This window comes from Terrabacter sp. 01T434 (genome assembly GCF_056398545.1).
On the sequence record NZ_JBFTPP010000007.1, the window covers coordinates 157,376 to 181,720 of the forward strand.

A 24,345-nucleotide genomic window follows, 5' to 3' on the forward strand; every position below is an offset into this window, starting at 1 on the left:
ACCGACGGGACCCCCGCGATGCTCGAGCTCTCCGACCTGCGGACGGTGCCGCTCTTCGACGGGCTGCGCGACGACCAGCTCGAGGAGCTGCTCGCCGGTGGCGCGGAGGTTCCCATCGTCCCCGGCGAGGTGGTCTGGACCGAGGGCGACCGCGCCGACTACTGGTGGGTCGTCGTCGACGGGACGCTCGACCTGTCGCGCCACATCGGCCGTGAGGACGTCGTCGTCGGCCGGATGGACGTGCCGGGTCGCTGGGCGGGCGGCTTCCGGGCCTGGGACGAGCACGGCGTCTACCTCGCGACGGCGCGGGGCGTCGTGGCGGGCCGGCTGCTGCGCGTCCCGGCCGAGCGCCTCCACGAGCTGGCCAACCTGTGGTTCCCCTTCGCCGCGCATCTCGTCGCCGGCCTCTACGGCACGGCGAGGTCGATCGAGGCGACGGCCCGCCAGCGCAGCGGACTCGTCACGCTCGGGACTCTCGCAGCCGGGCTGGCCCATGAGATCAACAACCCTGCGGCAGCGGCCGCACGCTCGGCCGCCGAGCTCGAGCGCGCCTGCGACGGCCTGCTCGACGCGTTGCGCCAGATGGCGACGAGCGGCGTGACCGCGACGCAGTTCGGCGAGCTCGACGCCTTGCGTCGCGAGCTCGCGCCCTTGACGGCGCTGCCGGACCCCCTCGAGACGGCCGACCGGGAGGAGGAGCTGGGGGAGTGGCTCGACGGCTCCGGGGTCGCGCGCCCGTGGGAGCTCGCGGCCTCCCTCGTCTCCGCCGGCGCCGACGTCGACTGGCTCGAGCGGGCGGCCGCGGTGTCCCCGGGCGACGGGCTCGAGGCGTCGTTGGGCTGGGTCGCGCGCACCATCGACGTCTCATCGCTGCTGGCGGAGGTGCGCGAGTCGACCCGTCGGGTCTCCGAGCTGGTCGCCGGGATCAAGTCCTACTCCCAGATGGACCGGGCCTCGCACCAGCGGGTCGACGTCCGGGAGGGACTCGAAAGCACCCTGCTCGTCATGGGCCCGCGGCTGCGGCCCGGGATCACGGTCGTGCGTGACTGGGGCGCCGACGTGCCGCTCGTCGACGGCCTGCCCGGCGAGCTCAACCAGGTGTGGACCAACCTCGTCGACAACGCCGTCGACGCGATGGACGGGACCGGCACCCTCACCGTCACGACGCGTCGGGACGGGGACGCCGTCGTCGTCGAGGTCGGTGACACCGGGGCGGGCATGCCCCCCGAGGTGCAGCAGCGCGCGTTCGAGCCCTTCTACACGACCAAGGAGGTCGGGCGGGGGACCGGCCTCGGCCTCGACATCGCCCACCGCATCGTCGTCGAGCGCCACGGCGGCTCGGTCGAGATCGAGTCCCGGCCGGGCGACACACGCCTGCGGGTCCGGCTGCCCGTCGAGGGCCCCCACGCACCGTCGCCCTGACGACGTCGTGGACGCGACGGCATACGCCTTCACCCGGGCATCGCGGGAGTATGCCGTCCGCTCGGCTCAGCGGGTCACCAGCCGCGGGCGCGCCACTCGTCGAGGTGCGGTCGCTCGGCGCCGAGCGTCGAGTCGTCGCCGTGCCCGGGGTAGAACCACGTGTCGTCGTCGTAGACGTCGAAGACACGGGTCGTGACGTCGTCGATGAGCGAGTCGAAGCTCTGGCCCGGGTTCTTCGTATTACCGACGCCACCGGGGAAGAGGCTGTCACCGGTGAAGAGATGGGTGTGACCGGCCGCGTCGTCGGGGTCGGCGTAGGCCAGGGCGATCGAGCCCGGCGTGTGGCCGCGGAGGTGGACGACGTCGAGGGTGATGTCGCCGAAGGACACCATGTCGCCGTGCGCGACACGCACGTCAACCGGGACGGGGAGCGCGTCGGCATCGTCGGCCCCGGCGACCGTGCGGGCACCGGTCGCCGCCACGACCTCGGCGAGCGCGCCGACGTGGTCGTGGTGCTGGTGGGTCGTGACGACGGTGGCGAGTCCCTCCCCGCCCGAGGCGACGAGCTCGAGCAGCCGGTCCGGCTCGGCGGCCGCGTCCACGAGCAGCTGCTCACCGGTCGACCGACAGGTGAGCAGGTAGGCGTTGTTGCCGAAGCCGCCCACCTCGCACTTGCGGATGGTCAGGGCGGGCAGCCGGCGCACCCCGGCCGGCCCGGCGGCGGTGACGTGCCCGGTGTAGGAGTCGTCCTGGTCGGTCACGGTCAGCCTCCGAAGGGAAGGGTCGGGACGGGCCCGTCGAAGCGGACGCCGTCGGTGCGTCCGCGGGCGAGCCACAGCAGCACCTGCGCAGCTGAGCCCGTCACCCGCGTCGCCCCTCCACCCACGACGTGGTCGTCGCCCTCGTCCGTGACGATGTGGAGCGAAGGCGGCGCGTCGGCGTGGGCGAGGCGGTTGGCCGCGTCGCGTACGAAGAGCGCCACGACCTCTGCGGGGGCGCTCGCGAAGGTGTAGCCCGCGTCGAGGTCGACGTGGTGGAAGACGAGCTCGCGCAGCCGCATGAACGGCACGACCCCAACCGCGACGGGAAATCCGCCGGGAGTCCGCTCGACCCGCACCTCGGAGTGCTCGGGTCGCAGTGCCTCGAGCCGCTGGGCGAGGCGCGCCGCGGTGGTCCGGAGGTCGGAGGCCTGGTCGTCGGCCGCGCGGCGGGCCCCGCGCTCGATGTCGGCGTCTCGCGACGCGACATCGTCGTACATCGTGCCGGGGCTGCCCGTCAGGGCCACGTCGCACACGCGGACGAGGGCGTCCGCGTTGCGGGCGAGGTGCGACAGGACGTGGCCCCGGGACCATCCCTCGCACAGGGACGGCGCGAGGACGGCGTCGTTGCGGAACGACGCCGCCGTCGAGACCAGGCGGTCCGTCTCGGCGGCGACCAGCTCGGGTGTCACGTCAGCGTGCCGCATGCGTTGCCTCTCTCGTCTCCACTTTGGCCGCCTTCGCCAGCGCCAGCGCGGCGCCGACCAGCGTCAGGTGCGAGAACGCCTGGGGAAAGTTGCCCACCATGCGCTCCCCGATGGGGTCGTACTCCTCGGACAGCAGGCCGACGTCGTTGGTCAGGCCCACGAGGCGGTCCATCAGCTCGGTGGCCTGCGTCGTCATACCCGCCCGCGCGTAGGCCGTCACGAGCCAGAAGGAGCACGCCAGGAAGGGGTGCTCGTCGCCGGAGAGGCCGTCGACGCCGGTGTCGGTCCGGTAGCGCAGGACCAGCCCACCGCGCATCAGGTCGGCCTCGACGGCAGCGATGGTGCCGAGCATCCGCGGGTCGTCGCCGTCGACGATGCCGATGGACGACAGCATCAGCAGCGACGCGTCGACCTCGGTCGTGTCGTAGTGCTGGACGAAGGTGTTCCGTTCGGCGTCGAACCCCTTCGTCAGGACCTCGTCGCGCACCCGGTCGCGCAGCTCCCGCCACCGCTCGACGGGCCCGTGGAGACCGTGCTCCTCGACAGCACGGACGGCACGGTCGAAGGCGGCCCACACCATGGCGCGGGAGTGGGTGAAGTGCCGCAGCGGGCCGCGGATCTCCCACAGTCCGTTGTCGGCCTCCTCCCAGTGCTCGGCGAGGTGGTTGACGAGGGCGCACTGCAGGTTCCACGAGTCGTCGGTCTCCTCGAGCCCGCGCGACCGCGCATGCCCGAGTGCGATGAGGACCTCGCCGAGCACATCGGTCTGTCGCTGGTCGACGGCGGCGTTGCCGATGCGCACCGGACGCGACGCGGCATACCCCGGCAGGTGCCCGAGCACCCGCTCGGGGAGGTCACGTCCGCCGTCGACGCGATACATGATCTGCATGTCCTGCGGGTCCCCGGCGATGGCTCGCAGCAACCAGTTGCGCCACAGCGCGGTCTCCTCGAGGTAGCCGCAGCCGAGCAGCGCCTCGAGCGTCAGCGCGGCGTCGCGCAGCCAGCAGAAGCGGTAGTCCCAGTTGCGCTCGCCACCGAACTCCTCGGGGAGGGAGGTGGTCGGCGCCGCGACGATGCCGCCGGTCTTCTGGTGGGTCAGACCGCGGAGGACGAGGAGCGAGCGCGTCACGGCCTTGGCATAGGGACCCACGTAGTCGCTGTGGGCGGCATACACCTCGCTCCGCGCGATCGTCTCGCGGATGCGGGCCCGGACCCGCAGCGGTGGGGGGATGGGGTCGTAGCTGCGGAACCACGTCGTCGAGAAGGTGAAGGTCTGGCCGGCCGTGACGTCGAACTCGTCGACGTGGTGGCCCTTCTGGGCGTGGGGGAGCCGGGCGCCGCGCAGCACGAGCATGTCGGGGCCCGCGATGGCCGTGATCACCTCGTCGACGCGGTCTCGGCGGTCGTCGGTGTGCCGGGCCACCCAGGGGCGCGTGCGGCCGTAGTCGAACCGCACCGTCCACTCGTGGAGCACCCGGACGGTTCCCTCGAGGCCCTCGACGCGGCGCAGCAGGTCGGAGCGACCGTCACCGAGGGGCATGAGGTCCGTCACGCGGATCCGCCCGGTGGCCGTCTCGTGGGTCGTCTCCAGCACGAACGAGTTGCCGACGTAGCTGCGGGTCGTCACCGCGTCGGGGTCGGCTGGGGTGATGAGCCAGCGCCCGTTGTCGGGGGTGCCGAGCAGCGCCGCGAAGCAGGCCCGCGAGTCGAAGCGGGGCAGGCACAGCCAGTCGACCGAGCCGCGACGGCTGACGAGGGCGGCGGTGCCGAGGTCGCCGAGCACGGCGTAGTCCTCGATCGGCGTCGGCACGTGCTGACTCATGGGATCGAGTATGCCGTCCCGCCGGGGCGAGCGCGGGAGGCTCGGGAGGCGTGTGGGCGGGGTGGACGGGAGGTGTCCGCAGGCGCGTGCCTTGTCCACCCTTGCGCTGCCGATGAGGGGACTGTCGGTGACCCCACCTAGCATGATGCGCGTGACTGCTACACCCACCGGCAACGCCCACTCCCTCGTCGTCCGCGGCGCGCGCGAGCACAACCTGCGCGACGTGTCCGTCGACCTCCCCCGAGACAGCCTCATCGTCTTCACCGGACTCTCGGGGTCGGGCAAGTCGAGCCTCGCGTTCGACACGATCTTCGCGGAGGGGCAGCGTCGCTACGTCGAGTCGCTCTCGGCCTACGCCCGGCAGTTCCTCGGACAGATGGACAAGCCCGACGTCGACTTCATCGAGGGTCTGTCGCCCGCGGTCTCCATCGACCAGAAGTCGACCAACCGCAACCCGCGCTCGACGGTCGGCACCATCACCGAGGTCTACGACTACCTCCGCCTGCTCTTCGCCCGCGCCGGCCGGCCGCACTGCCCGGTCTGCGGTGAGCCGGTCACCCGCCAGTCCCCGCAGCAGATCGTCGACCAGCTGCTGACGCTCGAGGACCGCACCCGCTTCCAGGTGCTCGCCCCCGTCGTGCAGGGTCGCAAGGGCGAGTTCGTCGACCTCTTCTCCGAGCTGCAGACGAAGGGCTTCTCGCGCGCCCGCGTCGACGGCGAGGTCGTCTCACTCACCGAGCCGCCGGCCCTCGAGAAGCAGAAGAAGCACACCATCGAGGTCGTCGTCGACCGCCTCGTGGCCAAGGGCGACGACAGCGGCTCGAAGCGTCGCCTCACCGACTCGGTCGAGACCGCTCTCGGCCTCGCCGGTGGCGTCGTCATCATCGACTTCGTCGACCGGGACGCCAAGGACAAGGAGCGCGAGCGGCGCTTCTCCGAGAAGATGGCGTGCCCCAACAACCACGCCCTGGGCATGGACGAGATCCAGCCGCGGTCCTTCTCCTTCAACTCGCCGTTCGGCGCGTGCCCGGAGTGCACCGGCATCGGCACCGAGCTCGAGGTCGACCCCGAGCTCGTCGTGCCCGACGACGACCTGTCGCTCGCCGAGGGCGCCATCGCCCCGTGGGCCCAGGGCTCCGGCTCGGCCGAGTACTTCCAGCGCGTCATGGGGGCGCTCGCCGAGGACATGAAGTTCTCGATGGACGCGCCGTTCCGGGCGCTGCCGTCCCGCGCCAAGGAGGCGCTGCTGCACGGCCAGAACTACAAGGTCCACGTCAAGTACAAGAACCGCTACGGCCGCGACCGCTCCTACACCACCGGCTTCGAGGGCGTCGTCCCGTTCATCAAGCGCCGTCACTCCGAGACCGACTCGGAGTGGAGTCGCGACCGCTACGAGGGCTTCATGCGCGAGGTGCCGTGCCCCGTCTGCAAGGGCGCGCGACTCAAGCCCGAGTCGCTCGCCGTGCTCCTCGGCGGCAAGAACATCTCCGAGGTCTGTGGGCTGGCCATCAACGAGGCCGCCGGCTTCCTCGACACGGTCGACTTCACGGCACGCGAGAAGCAGATCGCCGAGCGTGTCATCAAGGAGATCGACGCCCGTCTGGGCTTCCTGCTCGACGTCGGCCTCGACTACCTCTCGCTCGACCGTCCCGCCGGCACGCTCTCGGGCGGCGAGGCCCAGCGCATCCGGCTCGCGACCCAGATCGGGTCCGGCCTCGTCGGCGTGCTCTACGTCCTCGACGAGCCGTCGATCGGTCTGCACCAGCGGGACAACCACCGTCTCATCGAGACGCTGACGCGCCTGCGCGACCTCGGCAACACGCTCATCGTCGTCGAGCACGACGAGGACACGATCGCGACCGCCGACTGGGTCGTCGACATCGGCCCGGGCGCCGGTGAGCACGGCGGCCACGTCGTGCACTCGGGGTCCGTCAAGGGCCTGCTCGAGCACCCCGACTCCCTGACCGGCATGTACCTCTCGGGTCGCCGTGAGATCCCGTCGCCCGAGGTCCGCCGCGGCCACGACGGTCGCCAGATCACCGTCTCCGGGGCCCGCGAGAACAACCTGCAGAACGTCTCGGTGAACTTCCCCCTGGGCAACCTCGTGGCGGTCACCGGTGTCTCCGGCTCGGGCAAGTCGACGCTCGTCAACGACATCCTCTACAACGTCCTCGCCAACAAGCTCAACGGTGCGCGCCACGTGCCCGGCCGGCACAAGACCGTGACCGGTCTCGACCAGCTCGACAAGGTCGTCCACGTCGACCAGAGCCCGATCGGACGCACGCCGCGGTCGAACCCCGCGACCTACACCGGCGTCTTCGACAACATGCGCAAGCTCTTCGCCGAGACGACCGAGGCCAAGGTGCGCGGCTACCAGCCGGGCCGGTTCTCCTTCAACGTCAAGGGTGGCCGCTGTGACGCGTGCTCGGGCGACGGCACGATCAAGATCGAGATGAACTTCCTGCCCGACGTCTACGTCCCCTGCGAGGTGTGCCACGGGGCGCGCTACAACCGGGAGACGCTGGAGGTGCACTTCAAGGGCAAGACGATCGCCGACGTGCTCGACATGCCCATCGAGGAGGCCGCCACCTTCTTCGAGGCGGTCCCCGCGATCGCGCGCCACCTCAAGACCCTCAACGACGTCGGCCTGGGCTACGTGCGCCTCGGTCAGCCGGCGCCGACCCTCTCCGGTGGCGAGGCCCAGCGCGTCAAGCTCGCGAGCGAGCTGCAGAAGCGATCCACCGGACGCACCATCTACGTCCTCGACGAGCCGACCACCGGCCTGCACTTCGAGGACATCCGCAAGCTCCTCGACGTGCTCCAGGGGCTCGTCGACAAGGGCAACACCGTCATCGTCATCGAGCACAACCTCGACGTCATCAAGAACGCCGACTGGATCATCGACATGGGGCCCGAGGGTGGCTCCGGTGGTGGCATGGTCATCGCCGAGGGCACCCCCGAGCACGTCGCCGAGGTGGCGGCCAGCCACACCGGGCGCTTCCTCAAGCCCATCCTCGAGCGGACCGCGCGCACGACCGCCGGCGGCACGACGCGCACCCGCACGAAGAAGGCCCAGAGCGCGGCGGGCTCCCAGCGAGCTGACGGCAAGAGCACAACGAAGTCCCGCACAGTGAAGTCGACGGCGGGTGGGCGCGCACGCGCAAGCTCCACCACGGCCGCTGCGAAGAAGACCACGTCGAGCACGACCGTCAGCAAGACGCGGTCCTCCACCACGACCCGGAAGAGGAACGCATGACCGAGGGCACCCCCCACCCCGCGTCGGACCGCGGACTCCACGAGCGGGTCGGCGCCCTCACCGACCGTCGTGGCGTCCTCAAGGTCGTCGGCGTCGTCGTCGGCGCCGGGGCCCTGGCCGCCTGCAGCAGCCCGAACGCCACCCCGTCCTCGGACGGGGCCTCGCCGGGATCGGGCGGCAGCACGCCGACGTCCGAGATCCCGGTGGGCGGCGGCAAGGTCTTCGCCGACAGCCAGACCGTCGTCACCCAGCCGACCGCAGGCACCTTCAAGGCGTTCGACGCGGTGTGTCCCCACCAGGGCTGCACCGTCGGGTCCGTCGAGGGTGGGCAGATCATCTGCCCCTGCCACCAGAGCCACTTCGACGCCGCCACCGGCAACGTCGTCTCGGGTCCCGCGCCCACGGGCCTCACCGCCAAGAAGATCACGGTGACGGGCGGCACCTTCTCCGTCAGCTGAGGGCCCGGGCGGCGTGCGGGGGCGTCGGTGGCCCGACATAGGGTGGGACCGTGGCGGACCCGACGACCTACCGACCGAAGCCGGGGGAGATCCCGACCGACCCGGGCGTCTACCGTTTCCGCGACGCGCACGGCCGGGTCATCTACGTCGGCAAGGCCAAGTCGCTGCGCCCGCGTCTGTCGTCCTACTTCCAGGACATCACCGCCCTGCACCCGCGCACGGCCACGATGGTCACGACCGCCGCGTCGGTCGAGTGGACCGTCGTGCGCACCGAGGTCGAGGCGCTCCAGCTCGAGTACTCCTGGATCAAGGAGTTTGACCCGCGCTTCAACGTCAAGTACCGCGACGACAAGTCCTACCCCTTCCTCGCCGTCACGATGGGCGAGGAGTTCCCGCGCGCCCAGGTGATGCGCGGCGCCAAGCGCAAGGGCACCCGCTACTTCGGGCCCTACGGCCACGCGTGGGCGATCCGCGAGACCCTCGACCTGCTGTTGCGCGTCTTCCCCGTGCGCACCTGCTCCTCCGGCGTGTTCAAGCGCGCGGCAGCGAGCGGGCGGCCGTGCCTGCTCGGCTACATCGACAAGTGCTCGGCGCCCTGCGTCGGACGGGTCACGCCCGACGAGCACCGGGCCATCGCCGAGGACTTCTGCGACTTCATGGGCGGCAACACGGCCCGTTTCGCCAAGCGACTCGAGACCCGGATGAAGCAGGCGGCGGCCGAGCTCGACTTCGAGCAGGCCGCACGCCTGCGCGACGACATCGGCGCCCTGACGAAGGCGCTCGAGAAGCAGACCGTCGTCCTCGGTGACGCCACCGACGCCGACGTCTTCGCCCTCTCCGACGACGACCTCGAGGCCGCGGTCCAGGTCTTCCACGTCCGAGGCGGTCGTATCCGCGGCCAGCGCGGGTGGGTCGTCGAGAAGGAGAGCGAGGACGTCCCGACGCTCGTCGAGCACCTGCTGCTGCAGGTCTACGGCGACGCCGACCGCGACGCGATCCCGCGGGAGGTGCTCGTGCCCGCACTGCCCGCCGACGTCGACGCCGTCACCGAGTGGCTGTCGTCGGTCCGGGGCTCGGCCGTCAGCGTCCGAGTGCCCCAGCGCGGTGACAAGCGCACCCTGATGGAGACCGTGCGCCGCAACGCCGACCAGTCGCTCGCCCGGCACAAGGTGGCCCGCGCCGGCGACCTGACCCTGCGCAGCAAGGCGTTGCAGGAGCTGCAGGACTACCTCGGCCTCGACGACGCCCCGCTGCGCATCGAGTGCTACGACGTCAGCCACGTGCAGGGCACCAACGTCGTCGCCTCGATGGTGGTCTTCGAGGACGGTCTCGCGCGCAAGAGCGAGTACCGCCGCTTCATCGTCCGAGGGGCCACCTCGGGTGACGACGGTGCCGAGCCCGTCACCGTGGACGACACGGCCGCGATGCGGGAGGTCCTGACCCGCCGGTTCCGGCGCTACCTCGAGGACGCCGAGGGGGCGGGTGACCTCGACCTGTCCACGGGGGTCGTCGGTGCCTCGTCCGAACCGGCGCAGACCTCGGCCAACGACTCGACGAACGGCTCGACGAACGGCTCCAGCGGCTCCTCCGACGACGACGACGAGCCCTCCGCCTCCGGGCCCATCGACCCCGAGACGGGCCGACCGCGACGCTTCGCCTACCCGCCCAGCCTCGTCGTCGTCGACGGCGGACTGCCCCAGGTCAACGCGGCGCAGGCGGTGCTCGACGAGCTCGGCATCGAGGAGGTCGCCCTCGTCGGCCTCGCCAAGCGTCTCGAGGAGGTGTGGTTGCCCCGGGAGGACCACCCGGTCATCCTGCCGCGCACGAGCGAGGGTCTCTACCTGCTCCAGCGGCTGCGCGACGAGGCGCACCGGTTCGCCATCACCTTCCACCGCCAACGCCGGTCCAAGGCCATGACGACGTCCCAGCTCGACGGCATACCCGGCCTAGGCGCCAGTCGTCAGAAGGCGCTGCTGCGCCAGTTCGGTTCGGTCAAACGCCTCCGCGCCGCGGACATCGCGGACATCATGGCCGTACCGGGCTTCGGCCGGTCGCTTGCATCAGCGGTCGTCAGCCACTTGGCTGAGGGTGCACCCCAGGAGCCAGCCGTGAACCTCACGACGGGAGAAGTGCTCGAATGACCGCCGACAGCAGCCCAGCCGCCCAGACGTCCCTGGCCGATGCCCCCATCGTCATCGTCACCGGCATGAGCGGCGCCGGCCGCAGCACCACCGCCAACGTCCTCGAGGACCTGGGCTGGCTCGTCGTCGACAACCTGCCGCCCCAGCTGCTCAGCCATCTCGCCGAGCTGCGCGACGAGGCCCGGGCGCGCAACCCCGAGGCACACCTCCAGCAGGTCGCGGTCGTCGTCGACGTCCGCGCCGGTGGGTGGTTCTCCCAGCTCGAGGACGCCATCGGGGCGGCCCGGGCCCGGGGCGAGCGCCCCAGCCTCGTGTTCCTCGACGCGACCGACGAGGCGCTCGTGCGGCGCTTCGAGAGCGTCCGTCGCCCGCACCCGCTGCAGGGCGACGGCCGGCTCCTCGACGGCATCCAGCGCGAGCGCGAGCTGCTCCTCGACCTGCGCTCGACCGCCGACGTCGTCATCGACAGCTCCGGCCTCAACGTCCACCAGCTGAGCGCCAAGCTGTCCTCGCTCTTCGCCGGCGACCGGCGCGTGCAGCTTCGGATCGCCGTCATGTCGTTCGGGTTCAAGTACGGCCTGCCGCTCGATGCCGACGTCGTCTTCGACATGCGCTTCCTGCCCAACCCGTACTGGGTCCCCGAGCTGCGGGCCCTGACCGGACGTGACACGCCGGTCAGCGAGTTCGTCATGCGGCAGGAGGGGGCCGACGAGTTCCTGAGCCGGGCCGGCAGCCTGCTCGACACGATGATCGACGGCTACGTCCGCGAGGGCCGCCGCTACGTCACGGTCGCCGTCGGCTGCACGGGTGGCAAGCACCGGTCCGTGGCGATCGCCGAGGCGCTGAGCGGTCGGCTCCGGGGACGCGACCGCGTCGACACCTTCGTCGTCCACCGGGACCTGGGCCGCGAGTGAACGGGTGACCAGTACCTTCTCCGTGACTTCTTCACGTCCACCCCTCGGCTCTCCACACCAGCGCCGCATCGTCGCGCTAGGCGGTGGACACGGGCTCGCCGCTGCCTTGTCCGCCCTCCGGCTGCTGACCGACGACGTCACCGCCGTCGTGACGGTCGCTGACGACGGCGGCTCGAGCGGGCGCCTGCGCGAGGAGTTCGACGTCCTCCCGCCCGGCGACCTGCGCATGGCGCTGGCGGCGCTCTGCGACGACAGCGACTGGGGCCACACGTGGCGCGACGTGCTGCAGCACCGTTTCGCCGGGACGGGTGACCTCCAGGGCCACGCGCTCGGCAACCTCATGATCGTCTCCATCTGGGAGCTGCTCGGCGACACCGTCCAGGGACTCGACCTCGTCGGGCGTCTCCTGGGCGCCCGGGGGCGGGTGCTGCCGATGGCCGCCGAGCCGTTGGAGATCGTCGCCGAGATCCGCGGCCACGATCCCGACCGGCCCGAGGAGACGGTCGAGGTGCGCGGACAGCACCGGGTCGCGTCGTCTCCGGGCATCGTCTCCTCGATCGGCATCGTCCCGACCTGTCCCGAGCCCTGCCCCGAAGCCCTGGCCGCCGTTCGCGAGGCCGACTGGGTGATGCTCGGCCCCGGGTCGTGGTTCACCTCTGTCATGCCCCACCTGCTCGTCCCGGCCCTCGCCGATGCACTCGTCACGACGTCGGCCAGACGCCTGCTCAACCTCAACCTCGAGGTGCACATGGGGGAGACCCGCGACTTCCGGGCCGAGGACCACCTCGCATCCTTCGCGGCCAACGCCCCCGACGTGCGCCTCGACGTCGTCCTCGCCGACCCCAGCGTCGTTCCCGACGACGCGTCCCTGCGGGCCGCCGCGGCCGAGCTCGGCGCCGAGCTCGTCGTCTCGCCCGTGGCGGCCAAGGGCGAACCGGGTGTGCACGACCCCCTGCGGCTCGCGGCGGCGCTGCGCGACGTCATCTCCTGACACGACCTGACGCGACCGGGCCGGTCGGCCGGAACGAACCGGCGAAACGGCTCCCACGGGCCTGGTGCGGCGCTCGGTCCGGTCGGTTGCACCACCTCGCGCCGACCGAGCCGTCATTGCCGTCACCAGCCGTCACGAGCCGTCACGAGCCGACGACGTATGCCGTCCCGCGGGCTCGGCGACACGGCATACGCCGGCGTCGGGGAACAGACACGACGACAAAGCCCAGCACCTCGGGCGCGAGGGTGCTTGATCGGGGTGGCAGGATGGCGCCCATGGCCATGACAGCAAAGGTGAAGGACGAGCTCTCGCGCCTCGAGGTGACCAAACCCTGCTGTCGCAAGGCCGAGGTCGCCACGATGCTCCGCTTCGCCGGCGGCCTGCACATCATCGGGGGACAGATCGTCGTCGAGGCGGAGCTCGACACCGCGAATGCCGCGCGACGCCTCCGCCGCAACATCGCCGAGGTCTACGGCCACAAGAGCGACATGCTCGTCCTGGCCGCGGGCGGACTGCGCCGCGGCTCGCGCTACGTCGTCCGCGTCGTCGAGGAGGGGGCGACCCTGGCCCGCCAGACCGGGCTCATCGACACCCGCGGTCGCCCCGTCCGCGGTCTGCCGCCCAAGGTCGTCAGCGCGGCGACGTGCGACTCCGAGGCCGCGTGGCGAGGCGCCTACCTGGCCCACGGCTCGCTCACCGAGCCGGGCCGCTCGTCGGCGCTCGAGGTGACCTGTCCCGGGCCCGAGGCCGCGCTCGCCCTCGTCGGCGCAGCCCGGCGGCTCGGCATCCAGTCCAAGGCTCGTGAGGTCCGCGGCGTCGACCGCGTCGTCATCCGTGACGGTGACGCCATCGGAGCGATGCTGACGCGCCTCGGCGCCCACGACGCCGTGATGGCGTGGGAGGAGCGTCGGATGCGGCGCGAGGTCCGGGCCACGGCCAACCGACTCGCCAACTTCGACGACGCCAACCTGCGCCGTTCGGCGCGGGCTGCCGTCGCTGCCGGCGCACGGGTCGAGCGCGCCATGGAGCTGCTCGGGGAGGACATCCCCGACCACCTGCGCGAAGCCGGTGTGCTGCGGCTCGAGCACAAGCAGGCGAGTCTCGAGGAGCTCGGCCAGCTCGCCAAGCCGCCGATGACCAAGGACGCCGTCGCCGGCCGCATCCGACGATTGCTCGCCATGGCCGACAAGCGCGCCGAGGAGCTCGGGGTGGCCGGCACCGACGCGAACCTCACGCCCGACATGCTGGAGAGCTGAGCGGTTCCGTCACCCCGCCCGCCGCTTCGCCGGACGACCTCTCGCGCGCTGAGCGGATGCTCACCCAGCCCTGAGACTGCCGCCTCGCCGGCGTCGGTGACGCACTAGGGTGGATGTGATCGCGGTCGCAACGGGGCGGCCCTAGGTCTGGCTTTTCCGTCCGAAACAGTCTCACCGAAGAGGTGCACAGCAGTGACCGTTCGCGTTGGTATCAACGGCTTTGGCCGCATCGGCCGCAACTTCTTCCGCGCCATCGTGGCGTCCGGAGCCGACATCGAGGTCGTGGCCACGAACGACCTCATGGACAACAAGACCCTCGCCCACCTGCTCAAGTACGACTCGATCCTGGGCCGTTTCCCCGGTGAGGTCTCCTACGACGAGACCTCGATCATCGTGGACGGCAAGGCCATCCGTGTCTTCGAGGAGCGCGACCCCGCCAACATCGACTGGGCCGGCGTCGGCGCCGACATCATCGTCGAGTCCACCGGCTTCTTCACCGACGCGCAGAAGGCCAAGGCCCACATCGACGGTGGCGCCAAGAAGGTCATCATCTCGGCCCCGGCCAAGAACGAGGACATCACCATCGTCATGGGTGTCAACCACGACCTCTACGACGCCGACAAGCACACCGTCATCTCCAACGCCTCGTGCACGACGAACTGTCTCGCACCGATGGCCAAGGCGCTCAACGACGAGTTCGGCATCGTCAAGGGCCTCATGACGACGATCCACGCCTACACGCAGGACCAGAACCTGCAGGACGCGCCGCACAAGGACCTCCGCCGGGCCCGTGCCGCCGCCCTGAACATCGTCCCCACGACGACCGGTGCCGCCAAGGCCGTGTCCCTCGTGCTCCCGGAGCTCAAGGGCAAGCTCGACGGCTACGCTCTCCGCGTCCCCGTGCCCACCGGCTCGGCGACCGACCTGACGTTCGAGGCCGGCCGCGAGACCACGGTCGAGGAGGTCAACGCCGCGGTCAAGGCCGCCGCCGAGGGCCCGCTCAAGGGCTTCCTCGTCTACACCGAGGACCCCATCGTGTCCAAGGACATCGAGACCGACCCCGCGTCGTGCATCTTCGACGCCGGCCTCACCAAGGTCATCGGCAACCAGGTCAAGGTCGTCGGCTGGTACGACAACGAGTGGGGCTACTCCAACCGCCTCGTCGACCTCGTCGCGCTCGTCGGCACCTCCCTCTGAGCCACCCGGCCACCGTCCTCGGTGCTCCTCTGCGAGCATCCGGGACGGTGGCCGCACTCGTGTCCAGCCGTGCCCGGCTGAATCCCCAACTGACGAAGAGGCATCCAGCGTGAAGACCACCAGCGACCTCGGGGACCTGCGCGGCAAGCGCGTCCTCGTCCGGTCAGACCTCAACGTGCCGCTCGACGGCTCGACCATCACCGACGACGGCCGCATCCGCGCCTCGGCCCCGACGATCAAGGGCCTGGCCGACGCCGGCGCCCGCGTCATCGTCTGCGCCCACCTCGGCCGCCCCAAGGGCGCCCCCGAGGCCAAGTACTCGCTCGCCCCCGTCGCGAAGCGCCTCGGCGAGGTGCTCGGCACCGACGTCGTCTTCGCCGAGGACACTGTCGGCGACGACGCCAAGGCCAAGGCCGCGGCGCTCGAGGACGGCCAGGTGCTGCTCCTCGAGAACCTTCGTTTCAACGCCGGCGAGACCGCCAAGGCCGATGACGAGCGCGCCGAGTTCGCCGGCGAGCTCGCCTCTCTCGCAGACGTCTTCGTCTCCGACGGCTTCGGGGTCGTGCACCGCAAGCAGGCCTCCGTCTACGACGTCGCCCGCCTGCTCCCGCACGCGACGGGCGACCTCGTGTCGACGGAGGTCGACGTCCTGCGCCGCCTCACCTCGGACCCGGAGCGGCCGTATGCCGTCGTCCTCGGGGGCGCGAAGGTGTCCGACAAGCTCGGCGTCATCGGCAACCTCCTCGGTACGGCCGACCGTCTCCTCATCGGCGGCGGCATGGTGTTCACCTTCCTCGCGGCCCAGGGCCACGAGGTCGGCAAGAGCCTGCTCGAGACCGACCAGATCGACACGGTCAAGGGCTACCTCGACCGCGCCGAGAAGGAGGGCGTGGAGATCGTCCTGCCCGTCGACGTCGTCGCTGCCGACGCGTTCAGCGCCGACGCCGCTCACGAGGTCGTCGCGGCCGACGCGATCCCGGCCGACCGGATGGGCCTCGACATCGGACCCGAGTCCAGCGCGCTCTTCGCCGACAAGCTCGCCGACTGCCGCACCGTCTTCTGGAACGGACCGATGGGTGCCTTCGAGATGGCGCCCTACGCCGCCGGCACCAAGGCTCTCGCGCAGGCCCTCGTCGAGGTGACGAGGGCGGGCGCGCTCACCGTCGTCGGCGGTGGTGACTCCGCTGCGGCGGTGCGCCAGCTCGGCTTCGAAGACGACCAGTTCGGCCACATCTCCACCGGCGGCGGCGCCAGCCTCGAGTACCTCGAGGGCAAGGAGCTGCCCGGTCTCACCGTGCTCGAGGAGGGCGACGCCTGATGGCGAAGAACACCAAGCCGGTCGGGCGCGTGCCGCTCATGGCCGGCAACTGGAAGATGAACCTCGACCACCTCCAGGCGACGCACCTCGTGCAGAAGCTCGACTGGACGCTGCGCGACGCGAAGCACGACCACGCAGCCGTCGAGGTCGCCGTGCTCCCGCCATTCACCGACCTGCGCTCGGTCCAGACCCTCGTCGAGGGTGACAAGCTCGACCTGAAGTACGGCGCGCAGGACCTGTCGCCGCACTCGTCCGGTGCCTACACCGGCGACATCTCGGGCGCCTTCCTGGCCAAGCTCGGGTGCACCTACGTCGTCGTGGGACACAGCGAGCGACGCGAAGGGCACGCAGAGACCGACGCGGTGGTCAACGCGAAGGTCAAGGCGGCATACGCCCACGGCCTGACGCCGATCCTCTGCTGCGGCGAGGGGCTCGACGTGCGCAAGGAGGGCCGTCAGGTCGAGCACGTCGTCGCGCAGCTGCGCGAGAACCTCGCCGGCGTGCCCAAGGAGCAGGCCGCGTCGATCGTCATCGCCTACGAGCCCATCTGGGCCATCGGCACCGGCGAGGTCGCGACCCCCGACGACGCGCAGGAGGTGTGCGCGGCGATCCGCACGTTGCTCGCCGAGCTCTACAGCGGCGACGTCGCCGACGGCGTCCGCGTCCTCTACGGCGGCAGCGTCAAGGCGAACAACGTGGCGGCGATCATGGCCCAGGAGGACGTCGACGGCGCCCTCGTGGGCGGCGCCTCGATCGACCCGGCCGAGTTCGCGTCGATCTGTCGCTACCGCGACCACCTCGCCACCTCCTGAGCGGCTCCTACGGCCGGACGGACTCCGACGGGTGCGTTCGGCCGTAGGGGCCTCGGGCAGGTATCCTTGCCCGAGCCCCGGAACATGTGGGGGAGGGGCCGACCGGCCCCACCGACCCCCGGGACCCCGACGATTTGGAGTGACCACGTGGATGCGGTTCGCATCGTGCTGCAGGTCCTGCTGGTGCTGTCCAGCCTGGTCCTGACCTTGTTCATCCTGCTGCACAAGGGCAAGGGTGGCGGCCTGTCCGACATGTTCGGCGGGGGCATGTCCACGTCGCTCGGAGGGTCGTCGGTCGCCGAGCGCAACCTCGACCGCTTCACGGTGGCCGTGGCTCTGGTCTGGGCGACATCCATCATCGGGCTGGGCATGCTCGCCCGCTTCGTGAGCTGACAGGAGACGTAGATGGCCAGCGGTAACGCCATTCGTGGAAGCCGGGTCGGCGCCGGCCCGATGGGCGAGGCAGAGCGTGGCGACTCCGCCCCTCGCGTGCACATCTCCTACTGGTGCGCGAACGGGCACGAGACGCGCCCGAGCTTCGCCGAGGAGCCCGGCATGGTCCTGCCCGACACCTGGGACTGCCCGCGCTGCGGCCTCCCGGCCGGCCAGGACAAGCAGAACCCTCCGGCGGCGCCGAAGGTCGAGCCGTACAAGACGCACCTCGCCTACGTGAAGGAGCGCCGCAGCGACGCTGACGGCGCTGCGATCCTCGACGAGGCCCTCAGCACCCTGCGCGAGCGCGGTCTCATCCAGTGACCTCAGTGGCCGTCCCACCAGGGCGGCCGCACGACGAAGGGCCCGGGAGATCCTCCCGGGCCCTTCGTCGTGCCACGCGCGGTGCGACGACGTATGCCGTCCGCTGGCGGGGCGCTTCCTAGTCGAGTCGCGAGGCAGCCGGGGCGTCGAGGAGCCACAGCGTGGCGTCGCCGCCGCGGGGACCGGCCGCCGGGACGTCCCACCGGTCGGCGTCAGGAGCGAGCGCAGCCTTCACCGCGTCGGCCTTGTCGTCGCCGGCGACGAGGAACCACACCTCGTGGCTGCGCTCGAAGCACTCGAAGGTGAGGCTGACGCGATCGGGTGGCGGCTTGGGCGAGTCGTGCACGGCGACCGCGATAGCGTCGGTGAGCCGCTGGGCGGGGTGGTGCGGGAAGAGCGACGCGACGTGACCGTCGGGACCCACGCCGAAGAGCACGACGTCCCAGGCCTTCTGGCCGTGCTCCCGGATCGTCCGACCGTACGCCTCGGCGCTGGCCTCGGCGCTCTCGGACGTGTCGGGTCCGGCCACCCGGTGCACCTTCGCCGGGTCGAGCCCCAGCGCGCTGAGGCCCGCCTCGTCGTTCTGGGTGTCGTTGCGATCGGGATCGCCGGCCGGGAGGTAGCGCTCGTCGCCCCACCAGACGCGGACCCGCGACCAGTCGACGGCCGAGCGGCCCGGCGTCGCCAGGACCGAGGCGATGATCGCCGACCCCATCGACCCGCCGGTGAGGGCGACCTGCGCCTCGGGGTTGCGCGTCTGGGCGTCAACGAGCGCCGTGACGAGCCGGGCCGCGGCGCCGTCGGCGAGGGCCCGCTTGTCCGGGTGGACGACGACCCTGGGCTCGGCACTCACGAGGACGCCGCCCCGGAGGCGCTCTTGGCCGTGGCCTTGGTGGCAGTCGCCCTCTTGGTCGTGGCCTTGGTGGCAGTCGCCCTCGTGGCCGTGGCCTTGGTGGCAGTCGCCCTCTTCGCCGTGGCCTTCTTCGCCGTGGCCCTCTTGGCGGTGGACTTCGTCGTCGCCGTGGAGGTCGCCGCCGAGGCCGTGGCCTCCTTCGCCGTCGTGGCCTTCTTCGCCGCCCCTGTGCCGTTCGCGGCCGCCTTCTTCCGGGCCTTGTCCGACTGCTTCTCGCGGGGCGTGCGCTTGCCGGCGAGCTTGCGCGCCGTCGCCGTCCGGACCTCCTCGGTCTCGGCGTGCTCGGGTGCCGGTGGCGCGGCGATCATGGCGCTGGCCTCCTGCGCCGACTCGTCACGGCCGAGGCGGGCGGCGAGACGACGCGACTCTGCGGGGTCGGGCGCCTTGCCGGCCTTGGCCGCCGCCGCGGCCGTGAGACGCACCGGCTGGAGGGCGCCGAGGCCGTGCAGGAGCGCGTCCTCGTAGGCATCGTCGGGGTCGAGGCGACGGAGCTCGTCCGCCAGGCACTCCGGGAGCTCGCGGCGCGGGAGACTGATGCGCCGGTCCGGCTGGCCCGTCTGCGACAGGGTCGCGACGACGTCTCCCGGGCGCACGAGGTCGATGGGGCCGCTCTTGCGCTCGAGACGCACCGAGGCGATGCCCGAACCGCGCGGCGTCGACACCCGGTGAACGGGCACGCGGAGCCGGCGCGAGAGCCAGGCCGCCAGCAGGTCGGACGACGGGGAGTCGGGGGCACCGCTGACGACGGCGCCCGTGATGGGCTCGTAGGGCGGCTGGTCGAGCGCCGCTGCGAGCAGGCCACGCCAGCGGGTGATGCGGGTCCAGGCGAGGTCGGTGTCGCCCGGCGCGTAGCTCGCCGCCCGCTTCTTCAGCATCAGCCGGGGGTTCCTGTGCTGGGCCACGTCGGTGATGCGACGCTGGGCCATCGCGCCGATGGGATCCTTGCCGACGTCGGCCGGGGCCTCGCCGGGCCACCAGGCGACGATGGGGGAGTCGGGCAGCAGCAGCGGCACGACGACGCTGGGGCCGTGGTTGGCCAGGGCGCCGTAGAGCCGCAGCACGACGATCTCGCTCGCTCCGGCGTCCCCACCGAGGCGGATCTGGGCGTCCAGGCGGTTCTTGCCGCGGCGGTCGCCCGCGATGACGACGACGATGCGACAGGGGTGCTGTCGGCTCGCCTGGTTGGCCACCTCGATGGCGCTGCCGGCGTCGGTGTCCTCGACGACGACGACGAGCGTCAGCACACGCCCGAGCGCCAGCGCGCCCACCTCGTTGCGCAGGCGCACCAGGGTCTTGCTGATCCCGGTGGTGGTGGTGTCGGTCAGGTCCCGGATCACGGCATCCTCCACGTACGTCCATCGCGTTCGAGCATCCGGTCGGCCGAGGGCGGTCCCCACGTCCCGGCGGGGTACTGCTCCGGCTTGCCCGACTTGGCCCAGTGCCTCATGAGCGGGTCGAGGATCCGCCAGGAGGACTCGACCTCCTCGTGTCGGGGGAAGAGCGGCGGGTCGCCGAGGAGCACGTCGAGGATGAGGCGTTCGTATGCCTCGGGCGAGGCCTCCGTGAACGACGAGCCGTAGCCGAAGTCCATCGTCACGTCACGGACCTCCATCTGCGCCCCGGGCACCTTGGAGCCGAAGCGCAGTGTGACGCCCTCGTCGGGCTGGACGCGGATGACGATGGCGTTCTGGCCGAGCTCCTCCGTCGCGGTGTGCTCGAAGGGAAGGTGTGGCGCCCGCTTGAAGACGACCGCGATCTCGGTGACCCGTTTGCCGAGGCGCTTCCCGGTGCGCAGGTAGAAGGGAACACCCGCCCACCGGCGGGTGTCGACCTCGAGGGTCACCGCGGCGAAGGTCTCGGTGACAGACGTCGGGTCCACGCCCTCCTCGTCGAGGTAGCCGACGACCTCTTCCGCGCCCTGCCAGCCGGCGGCATACTGCCCGCGGGCGGCTCCCTTGTCGAGGTCCGCAGGGAGACGGACCGCGGAGAGCACCTTCTCCTTCTCCGCGCGAAGGTCCTTGGCGTCGAAGGAGACCGGCTCCTCCATCGCCGTCAGCGCGAGGAGCTGGATCAGGTGGTTCTGGATGACGTCGCGTGCTGCACCGATGCCGTCGTAGTAGCCAGCGCGGCCGGCGATGCCGATGTCCTCGGCCATCGTTATCTGCACGTGGTCGACGTAGTTGGCGTTCCACACCGGCTCGAAGAGCTGGTTGGCGAAGCGCAGGGCGAGGAGGTTCTGGACCGTCTCCTTGCCGAGGTAGTGGTCGATGCGGAAGACCGAGTCGGGGGGGAAGACGCTCTCGACGATCTCGTTGAGCACCTGGGCGCTCTTGAGGTCGTGGCCGAAGGGCTTCTCGATGATGACGCGTCGCCAGCTGTCACCCTCGGCGGTGGTCAGACCGCACCGCTCGAGCTGCTCGCACACGGTGGCGAAGAAGCCCGGCGGGATGGAGAGGTAGAAGGCGTGGTTGCCACCGGTGCCGCGATCCGCGTCGAGCTCCGCAACCGTCTTGGCGAGCAGGTCGAACGCCGCGGGATCGTCGAACGTGCCGGGCACGAACCGGAAGCCTTCGGAGAGGTTGCGCCACACGTCCTCGCTGAAGGGCGTGCGGGCATGCTGCTTGACGGCGTCGTGGACGACCTGGCCGAAGTCCTGTGTCGCCCAGTCACGGCGGGCGAAACCGACGAGCGAGAAGCCCGGCGGCAGCAACCCGCGGTTGGCGAGGTCGTAGATCGCCGGCATCAGCTTCTTGCGGGCGAGGTCACCGGTCACCCCGAACAGCACGAGTCCACAGGGTCCCGCGATGCGGGGGATGCGCTTGTCCTCGGCCGTACGGAGCGGGTTGTGACCGTGCGAGATCCGCGCGGGACTCATGCACGCCCTCCTGCCAGCAGCACCTCGCGCAGCTGCGCGAGACCTGTGTCGTGGTCGGTCAGGTGGAGCTGGAGCACGGGACGACCGTGGTCGGCGAGGACCGCGGCGTCGCCGCCCGCCTGGGAGGCGATGAAGTCGCCGAAGGTGAACTCACGACCGGGGATCGAGAGGTCCTCCTTCGGGGCGGTCGTCACCTGGACGTAGACGCCGACGGCCGGGCCGCCCTTGTGGAACTGACCGGTCGAGTGCAGGAAGCGGGGGCCCCAGCCGAACGTCGTCGGACGCTCGGTGCGGCGCGCCAGAGGCACCCGGCACTCGGCCAGCTCGGCGTCGGCGAGCCGGTCGAGGTAGGCCATGACAGAGACGTAGCCGCGCTGCGGGTCGAGCTGCGCGAAGAGGGCGTCGAGAGCAGCCGGCACGGTTCGGGCGTCGCCCAGCCAGCCGTCGGGGCCGCCCAGGGTGCGGATCTCGATGGCCCCGTCCGTCGCGGCCGGGTCGGCGGTCGCGGCGGTGCCCTGGTCGAGCAGGGCACGAGCAGCCTTCTTGGCGCTCTCGACGTCGGGCTGGTCGAACGGGTTGATGTCGAGGAGGCGACCGGCCACGGCCGTCGCCACCTCCCAGAGGAGCAGCTGGGCACCCAGGGCGCCGCCCACGCGTACCTCCGACGCGACGTCACCTCCGGCAGCGAACTCGCTGTCGGCGGACACGAGACGCGCCACGGTGACGTCGGCTGCCGGCCAGGTCACCTCGGGGTCCTCGTCCCCCCCGACGACGACGGGCAGCACACCGGTGCCGTTCTTGCCGGTGGACTCGGCGATGAGCTGCTCCGCCCAGTCGGCGAATCCGACGATGCCCGAGCCGTCGTCGACGAGGACGAGCTTGTCGCGCAGTGGGTCGGTGCCGCCCATGGCGGCACCGAGGCGCAGGCCGGGGTTGGCGTCGTCGTCGCTCGCGAGGACGTCGGCCACGGACTCCGCCTCGTCGAGGAGGGCCTCGACGTCGACCCCGGCGAGGCCGCTCGGCACGAGGCCGAAGGCGGTCAGGGCGGAGTAGCGACCCCCGACGTTCGGGTCGGCGTTGACGACGCGGTAGCCCTTGGCGCGCGACTCCTCGTCGAGCGGGCTTCCCGGGTCGGTGACGATGACGATGCGCGACGCCGGGTCGATGCCGGCATCGGTGAACGCCTGCTCGTAGGCGCGTCGCTGGGAGTCCGTCTCGACCGTTGAGCCGGACTTGCTCGACACGACGACGACCGTGTGGTCGAGGTCGTCGCCGAGGGCGCGGCGGACGTAGTCGGGGTCCGAAGAGTCGAGCACGACGAGCGGCTTGCCCGCCGTCGCGCAGATGACCTCCGGCGCGAGCGAGGACCCGCCCATGCCGCAGAGCACGACGTGGTGGAGGCCCTGCTCCGCGAACGAGTCGCGCAGGGCGGCGATCTCACCGACGAGGGGGCGGGACGAGCGGGGGAGACCCACCCACGACAGGCGGATCCGCGACTCGGACTCGGCGTCCGGACCCCAGAGGGTGGGGTCCTGGGCGAAGAGCCGGCTGGCGACGGAGTCCTCGACGAGGGTCGGCACGTGCCTCCCGATCGCGTCCGCCGCTGCTCCTGATGCGCTGACGGACAGCGAGCTCATGCGGTCACCTTCTCCATCTCTGCCGTGACGCCGTCCAGCAGCTCCCCCCAGGCCTTCTCGAACTTCTCGACGCCCTCGGTCTCGAGCTGGTCGACGACCTCGGTGTAGGAGACGCCGACCCCTTCGAGGTCATCGATGAGGTTGCTGGCCAGCTCGTAGCCGCCGGTCACCGTGTCGCCGTGGATGTCGCCGTGGTCCGCGGTGGCCTCGAGCGTCGTGCCCGGCATCGTGTTGACGACGTCGGCCGTGACGAGCTCGGTGACGTACATCGTGTCGGGGTAGGCCGGGTCCTTGACGCCGGTGGAGGCCCAGAGCGGGCGCTGGACGTTGGCGCCCGCCTCGGCCAGCGAGGCCCAGCGCGGCGTCGAGAAGACCTCCTCGAAGGCCTGGTATGCGAGGCGCGCATTGGCGAGACCCGCCTTGCCCCTGAGCCCGCGGGCCGTGTCGGTGCCGATGGCGTCGAGGCGCTTGTCGATCTCGGTGTCCACGCGGGAGACGAAGAACGAGGCGACCGAGTGGATCTTCGACAGGTCGTGGCCGGCCGCGTGGGCCTTCTCCAGCCCCTCGAGGTAGGCGTTCATGACGGCGCGGTAGCGATCCAGGGAGAAGATCAGCGTCACGTTGACGCTGATGCCCTCGGCGATGGTCGCCGTGATGGCAGGCAGGCCCGCCTTGGTCGCGGGGATCTTGATGAGGACGTTCGGCCGGTCGATGTCGGCATACAGCTGCTTGGCCTGCTCGACGGTCTTGTCGGTGTCGTGCGCGAGGCGCGGGTCCACCTCGATGGACACGCGACCGTCGACACCCTTCGTCGACTCGTACAGCGGGAGGAAGAGGTCGCAGGCGCTTCGCACGTCGGAGGTCGTGAGCTCGTGAACGACCTCGTCGACGCCCTTGCCGGCCTTGGTCAGCGCGGCCAGGTCGTCGTTGTAGCGCTCGCCCTTGGACAGGGCGGCCTGGAAGATCGACGGGTTGGAGGTGACTCCGACGACGTTGCGCTCGGTGATGAGCTCCGAGATCTTGCCGGTCTCGATGAGCTCGCGGGACAGGTCGTCGAGCCAGATCGAGACGCCTGCGTCTGAGAGCGCCTGGGTGTTCGGGTTGGTCATGCT

Annotated in this window: 20 protein-coding genes; 12 read left to right on the forward strand and 8 right to left on the reverse strand. The window is 71.2% G+C overall.

Features of this window, described 5'->3' with window-relative positions; translation table 11 throughout:
- Positions 1–18 precede the first annotated feature (18 nt).
- The gene (locus AC1DIW_RS15945) at positions 19–1,422 is read left to right on the forward strand and encodes a sensor histidine kinase (RefSeq protein ID WP_478109375.1); all 1,404 of its coding nucleotides are present in this window, start codon (positions 19–21) and stop codon (positions 1,420–1,422) included.
- A 74-nt stretch (positions 1,423–1,496) separates the two neighbouring features.
- On the opposite strand, the gene AC1DIW_RS15950 is transcribed toward AC1DIW_RS15945, so the two are convergent.
- The 3 genes from AC1DIW_RS15950 to AC1DIW_RS15960 are packed head-to-tail and all read right to left on the reverse strand — an operon-like array spanning position 1,497 to position 4,709.
- Entirely contained in the window at positions 1,497–2,189 is a 693-nt protein-coding gene (locus AC1DIW_RS15950) for an MBL fold metallo-hydrolase (protein WP_478109501.1), read from the reverse strand.
- On the reverse strand, positions 2,186–2,887 hold the full coding sequence (locus AC1DIW_RS15955; protein ID WP_478109377.1) for a maleylpyruvate isomerase family mycothiol-dependent enzyme: 702 nt from the start codon (positions 2,885–2,887) through the stop codon (positions 2,186–2,188). Before AC1DIW_RS15955 ends, AC1DIW_RS15950 begins: the two co-directional genes overlap by 4 nt.
- Entirely contained in the window at positions 2,874–4,709 is a 1,836-nt protein-coding gene (locus AC1DIW_RS15960) for a glycoside hydrolase family 15 protein (protein ID WP_478109378.1), read from the reverse strand. The genes AC1DIW_RS15955 and AC1DIW_RS15960 overlap by 14 nt, the downstream gene beginning before the upstream one ends.
- Before the next feature lie 142 nt (positions 4,710–4,851).
- Between AC1DIW_RS15960 and uvrA the strand changes: the two genes are divergently transcribed.
- The 11 genes from uvrA (at position 4,852) to AC1DIW_RS16015 (ending at position 17,808) form a co-directional block, all read left to right on the forward strand.
- Positions 4,852–7,965 carry an excinuclease ABC subunit UvrA gene (gene uvrA / locus AC1DIW_RS15965; RefSeq protein WP_478109503.1) on the forward strand — a complete coding sequence of 1,038 codons (3,114 nt, stop codon included), beginning with the start codon at positions 4,852–4,854 and terminating at the stop codon, positions 7,963–7,965.
- The gene (locus AC1DIW_RS15970; protein WP_478109380.1) at positions 7,962–8,423 is read left to right on the forward strand and encodes a Rieske (2Fe-2S) protein; all 462 of its coding nucleotides are present in this window, start codon (positions 7,962–7,964) and stop codon (positions 8,421–8,423) included. The genes uvrA and AC1DIW_RS15970 overlap by 4 nt, the downstream gene beginning before the upstream one ends.
- A 50-nt stretch (positions 8,424–8,473) precedes the next feature.
- On the forward strand, positions 8,474–10,564 hold the full coding sequence (gene uvrC, locus AC1DIW_RS15975; RefSeq protein ID WP_478109381.1) for an excinuclease ABC subunit UvrC: 2,091 nt from the start codon (positions 8,474–8,476) through the stop codon (positions 10,562–10,564).
- Positions 10,561–11,478 (forward strand): RNase adapter RapZ, encoded by a 918-nt coding sequence (rapZ, locus tag AC1DIW_RS15980; RefSeq protein WP_442278074.1) that lies wholly within the window; start codon positions 10,561–10,563, stop codon positions 11,476–11,478. The genes uvrC and rapZ overlap by 4 nt, the downstream gene beginning before the upstream one ends.
- Positions 11,479–11,500: 22 nt before the next feature.
- Positions 11,501–12,469 carry a gluconeogenesis factor YvcK family protein gene (locus AC1DIW_RS15985; protein WP_442278075.1) on the forward strand — a complete coding sequence of 323 codons (969 nt, stop codon included), beginning with the start codon at positions 11,501–11,503 and terminating at the stop codon, positions 12,467–12,469.
- Between the two features lie 275 nt (positions 12,470–12,744).
- Positions 12,745–13,725 carry a DNA-binding protein WhiA gene (gene whiA / locus AC1DIW_RS15990; protein WP_442278076.1) on the forward strand — a complete coding sequence of 327 codons (981 nt, stop codon included), beginning with the start codon at positions 12,745–12,747 and terminating at the stop codon, positions 13,723–13,725.
- A 192-nt stretch (positions 13,726–13,917) separates the two neighbouring features.
- Positions 13,918–14,922: a type I glyceraldehyde-3-phosphate dehydrogenase gene (gene gap, locus AC1DIW_RS15995; protein ID WP_478109384.1), complete on the forward strand. Its 1,005-nt coding sequence runs from the start codon at positions 13,918–13,920 to the stop codon at positions 14,920–14,922.
- A 109-nt stretch (positions 14,923–15,031) separates the two neighbouring features.
- Positions 15,032–16,240: a phosphoglycerate kinase gene (locus tag AC1DIW_RS16000; protein WP_478109386.1), complete on the forward strand. Its 1,209-nt coding sequence runs from the start codon at positions 15,032–15,034 to the stop codon at positions 16,238–16,240.
- Positions 16,240–17,052, forward strand: coding sequence for a triose-phosphate isomerase (tpiA, locus tag AC1DIW_RS16005; protein ID WP_442278079.1), 813 nt, complete (start codon positions 16,240–16,242; stop codon positions 17,050–17,052). The genes AC1DIW_RS16000 and tpiA overlap by 1 nt, the downstream gene beginning before the upstream one ends.
- Positions 17,053–17,199: 147 nt before the next feature.
- Positions 17,200–17,445, forward strand: a complete 246-nt coding sequence (gene secG / locus AC1DIW_RS16010) for a preprotein translocase subunit SecG (protein ID WP_442278080.1) — start codon at positions 17,200–17,202, stop codon at positions 17,443–17,445.
- A gap of 12 nt (positions 17,446–17,457) precedes the next feature.
- Positions 17,458–17,808: an RNA polymerase-binding protein RbpA gene (locus tag AC1DIW_RS16015; protein ID WP_442278081.1), complete on the forward strand. Its 351-nt coding sequence runs from the start codon at positions 17,458–17,460 to the stop codon at positions 17,806–17,808.
- 118 nt (positions 17,809–17,926) lie between these two features.
- Here the strand turns inward: AC1DIW_RS16015 and pgl are convergent, their stop codons facing one another.
- The 5 genes from pgl to tal are packed head-to-tail and all read right to left on the reverse strand — an operon-like array spanning position 17,927 to position 24,342.
- Entirely contained in the window at positions 17,927–18,661 is a 735-nt protein-coding gene (gene pgl, locus AC1DIW_RS16020) for a 6-phosphogluconolactonase (RefSeq protein ID WP_478109389.1), read from the reverse strand.
- On the reverse strand, positions 18,658–20,058 hold the full coding sequence (locus AC1DIW_RS16025) for a glucose-6-phosphate dehydrogenase assembly protein OpcA (RefSeq protein ID WP_478109391.1): 1,401 nt from the start codon (positions 20,056–20,058) through the stop codon (positions 18,658–18,660). Before AC1DIW_RS16025 ends, pgl begins: the two co-directional genes overlap by 4 nt.
- Positions 20,055–21,596, reverse strand: a complete 1,542-nt coding sequence (gene zwf, locus AC1DIW_RS16030; RefSeq protein ID WP_442278084.1) for a glucose-6-phosphate dehydrogenase — start codon at positions 21,594–21,596, stop codon at positions 20,055–20,057. The genes AC1DIW_RS16025 and zwf overlap by 4 nt, the downstream gene beginning before the upstream one ends.
- Positions 21,593–23,233, reverse strand: coding sequence for a glucose-6-phosphate isomerase (locus tag AC1DIW_RS16035; RefSeq protein ID WP_478109393.1), 1,641 nt, complete (start codon positions 23,231–23,233; stop codon positions 21,593–21,595). Before AC1DIW_RS16035 ends, zwf begins: the two co-directional genes overlap by 4 nt.
- A complete protein-coding gene (tal, locus tag AC1DIW_RS16040; RefSeq protein WP_478109394.1) occupies positions 23,230–24,342 on the reverse strand; it encodes a transaldolase in 1,113 nt (370 codons plus the stop codon). The genes AC1DIW_RS16035 and tal overlap by 4 nt, the downstream gene beginning before the upstream one ends.
- Positions 24,343–24,345 lie beyond the last annotated feature (3 nt).

Coding starts and splice junctions, on each gene's coding strand:
- AC1DIW_RS15945 (WP_478109375.1), top strand. CDS start 19: ATGCTCGAGCTCTCCGACCTGCGGACGGTGCCGCTCTTCGACGGGCTG.
- AC1DIW_RS15955 (WP_478109377.1), bottom strand. CDS start 2,887: ATGCGGCACGCTGACGTGACACCCGAGCTGGTCGCCGCCGAGACGGAC.
- AC1DIW_RS15960 (WP_478109378.1), bottom strand. CDS start 4,709: ATGAGTCAGCACGTGCCGACGCCGATCGAGGACTACGCCGTGCTCGGC.
- uvrA (WP_478109503.1), top strand. CDS start 4,852: ATGATGCGCGTGACTGCTACACCCACCGGCAACGCCCACTCCCTCGTC.
- AC1DIW_RS15970 (WP_478109380.1), top strand. CDS start 7,962: ATGACCGAGGGCACCCCCCACCCCGCGTCGGACCGCGGACTCCACGAG.
- rapZ (WP_442278074.1), top strand. CDS start 10,561: ATGACCGCCGACAGCAGCCCAGCCGCCCAGACGTCCCTGGCCGATGCC.
- whiA (WP_442278076.1), top strand. CDS start 12,745: ATGGCCATGACAGCAAAGGTGAAGGACGAGCTCTCGCGCCTCGAGGTG.
- tpiA (WP_442278079.1), top strand. CDS start 16,240: ATGGCGAAGAACACCAAGCCGGTCGGGCGCGTGCCGCTCATGGCCGGC.
- AC1DIW_RS16015 (WP_442278081.1), top strand. CDS start 17,458: ATGGCCAGCGGTAACGCCATTCGTGGAAGCCGGGTCGGCGCCGGCCCG.
- zwf (WP_442278084.1), bottom strand. CDS start 21,596: ATGAGTCCCGCGCGGATCTCGCACGGTCACAACCCGCTCCGTACGGCC.
- AC1DIW_RS16035 (WP_478109393.1), bottom strand. CDS start 23,233: ATGAGCTCGCTGTCCGTCAGCGCATCAGGAGCAGCGGCGGACGCGATC.
- tal (WP_478109394.1), bottom strand. CDS start 24,342: ATGACCAACCCGAACACCCAGGCGCTCTCAGACGCAGGCGTCTCGATC.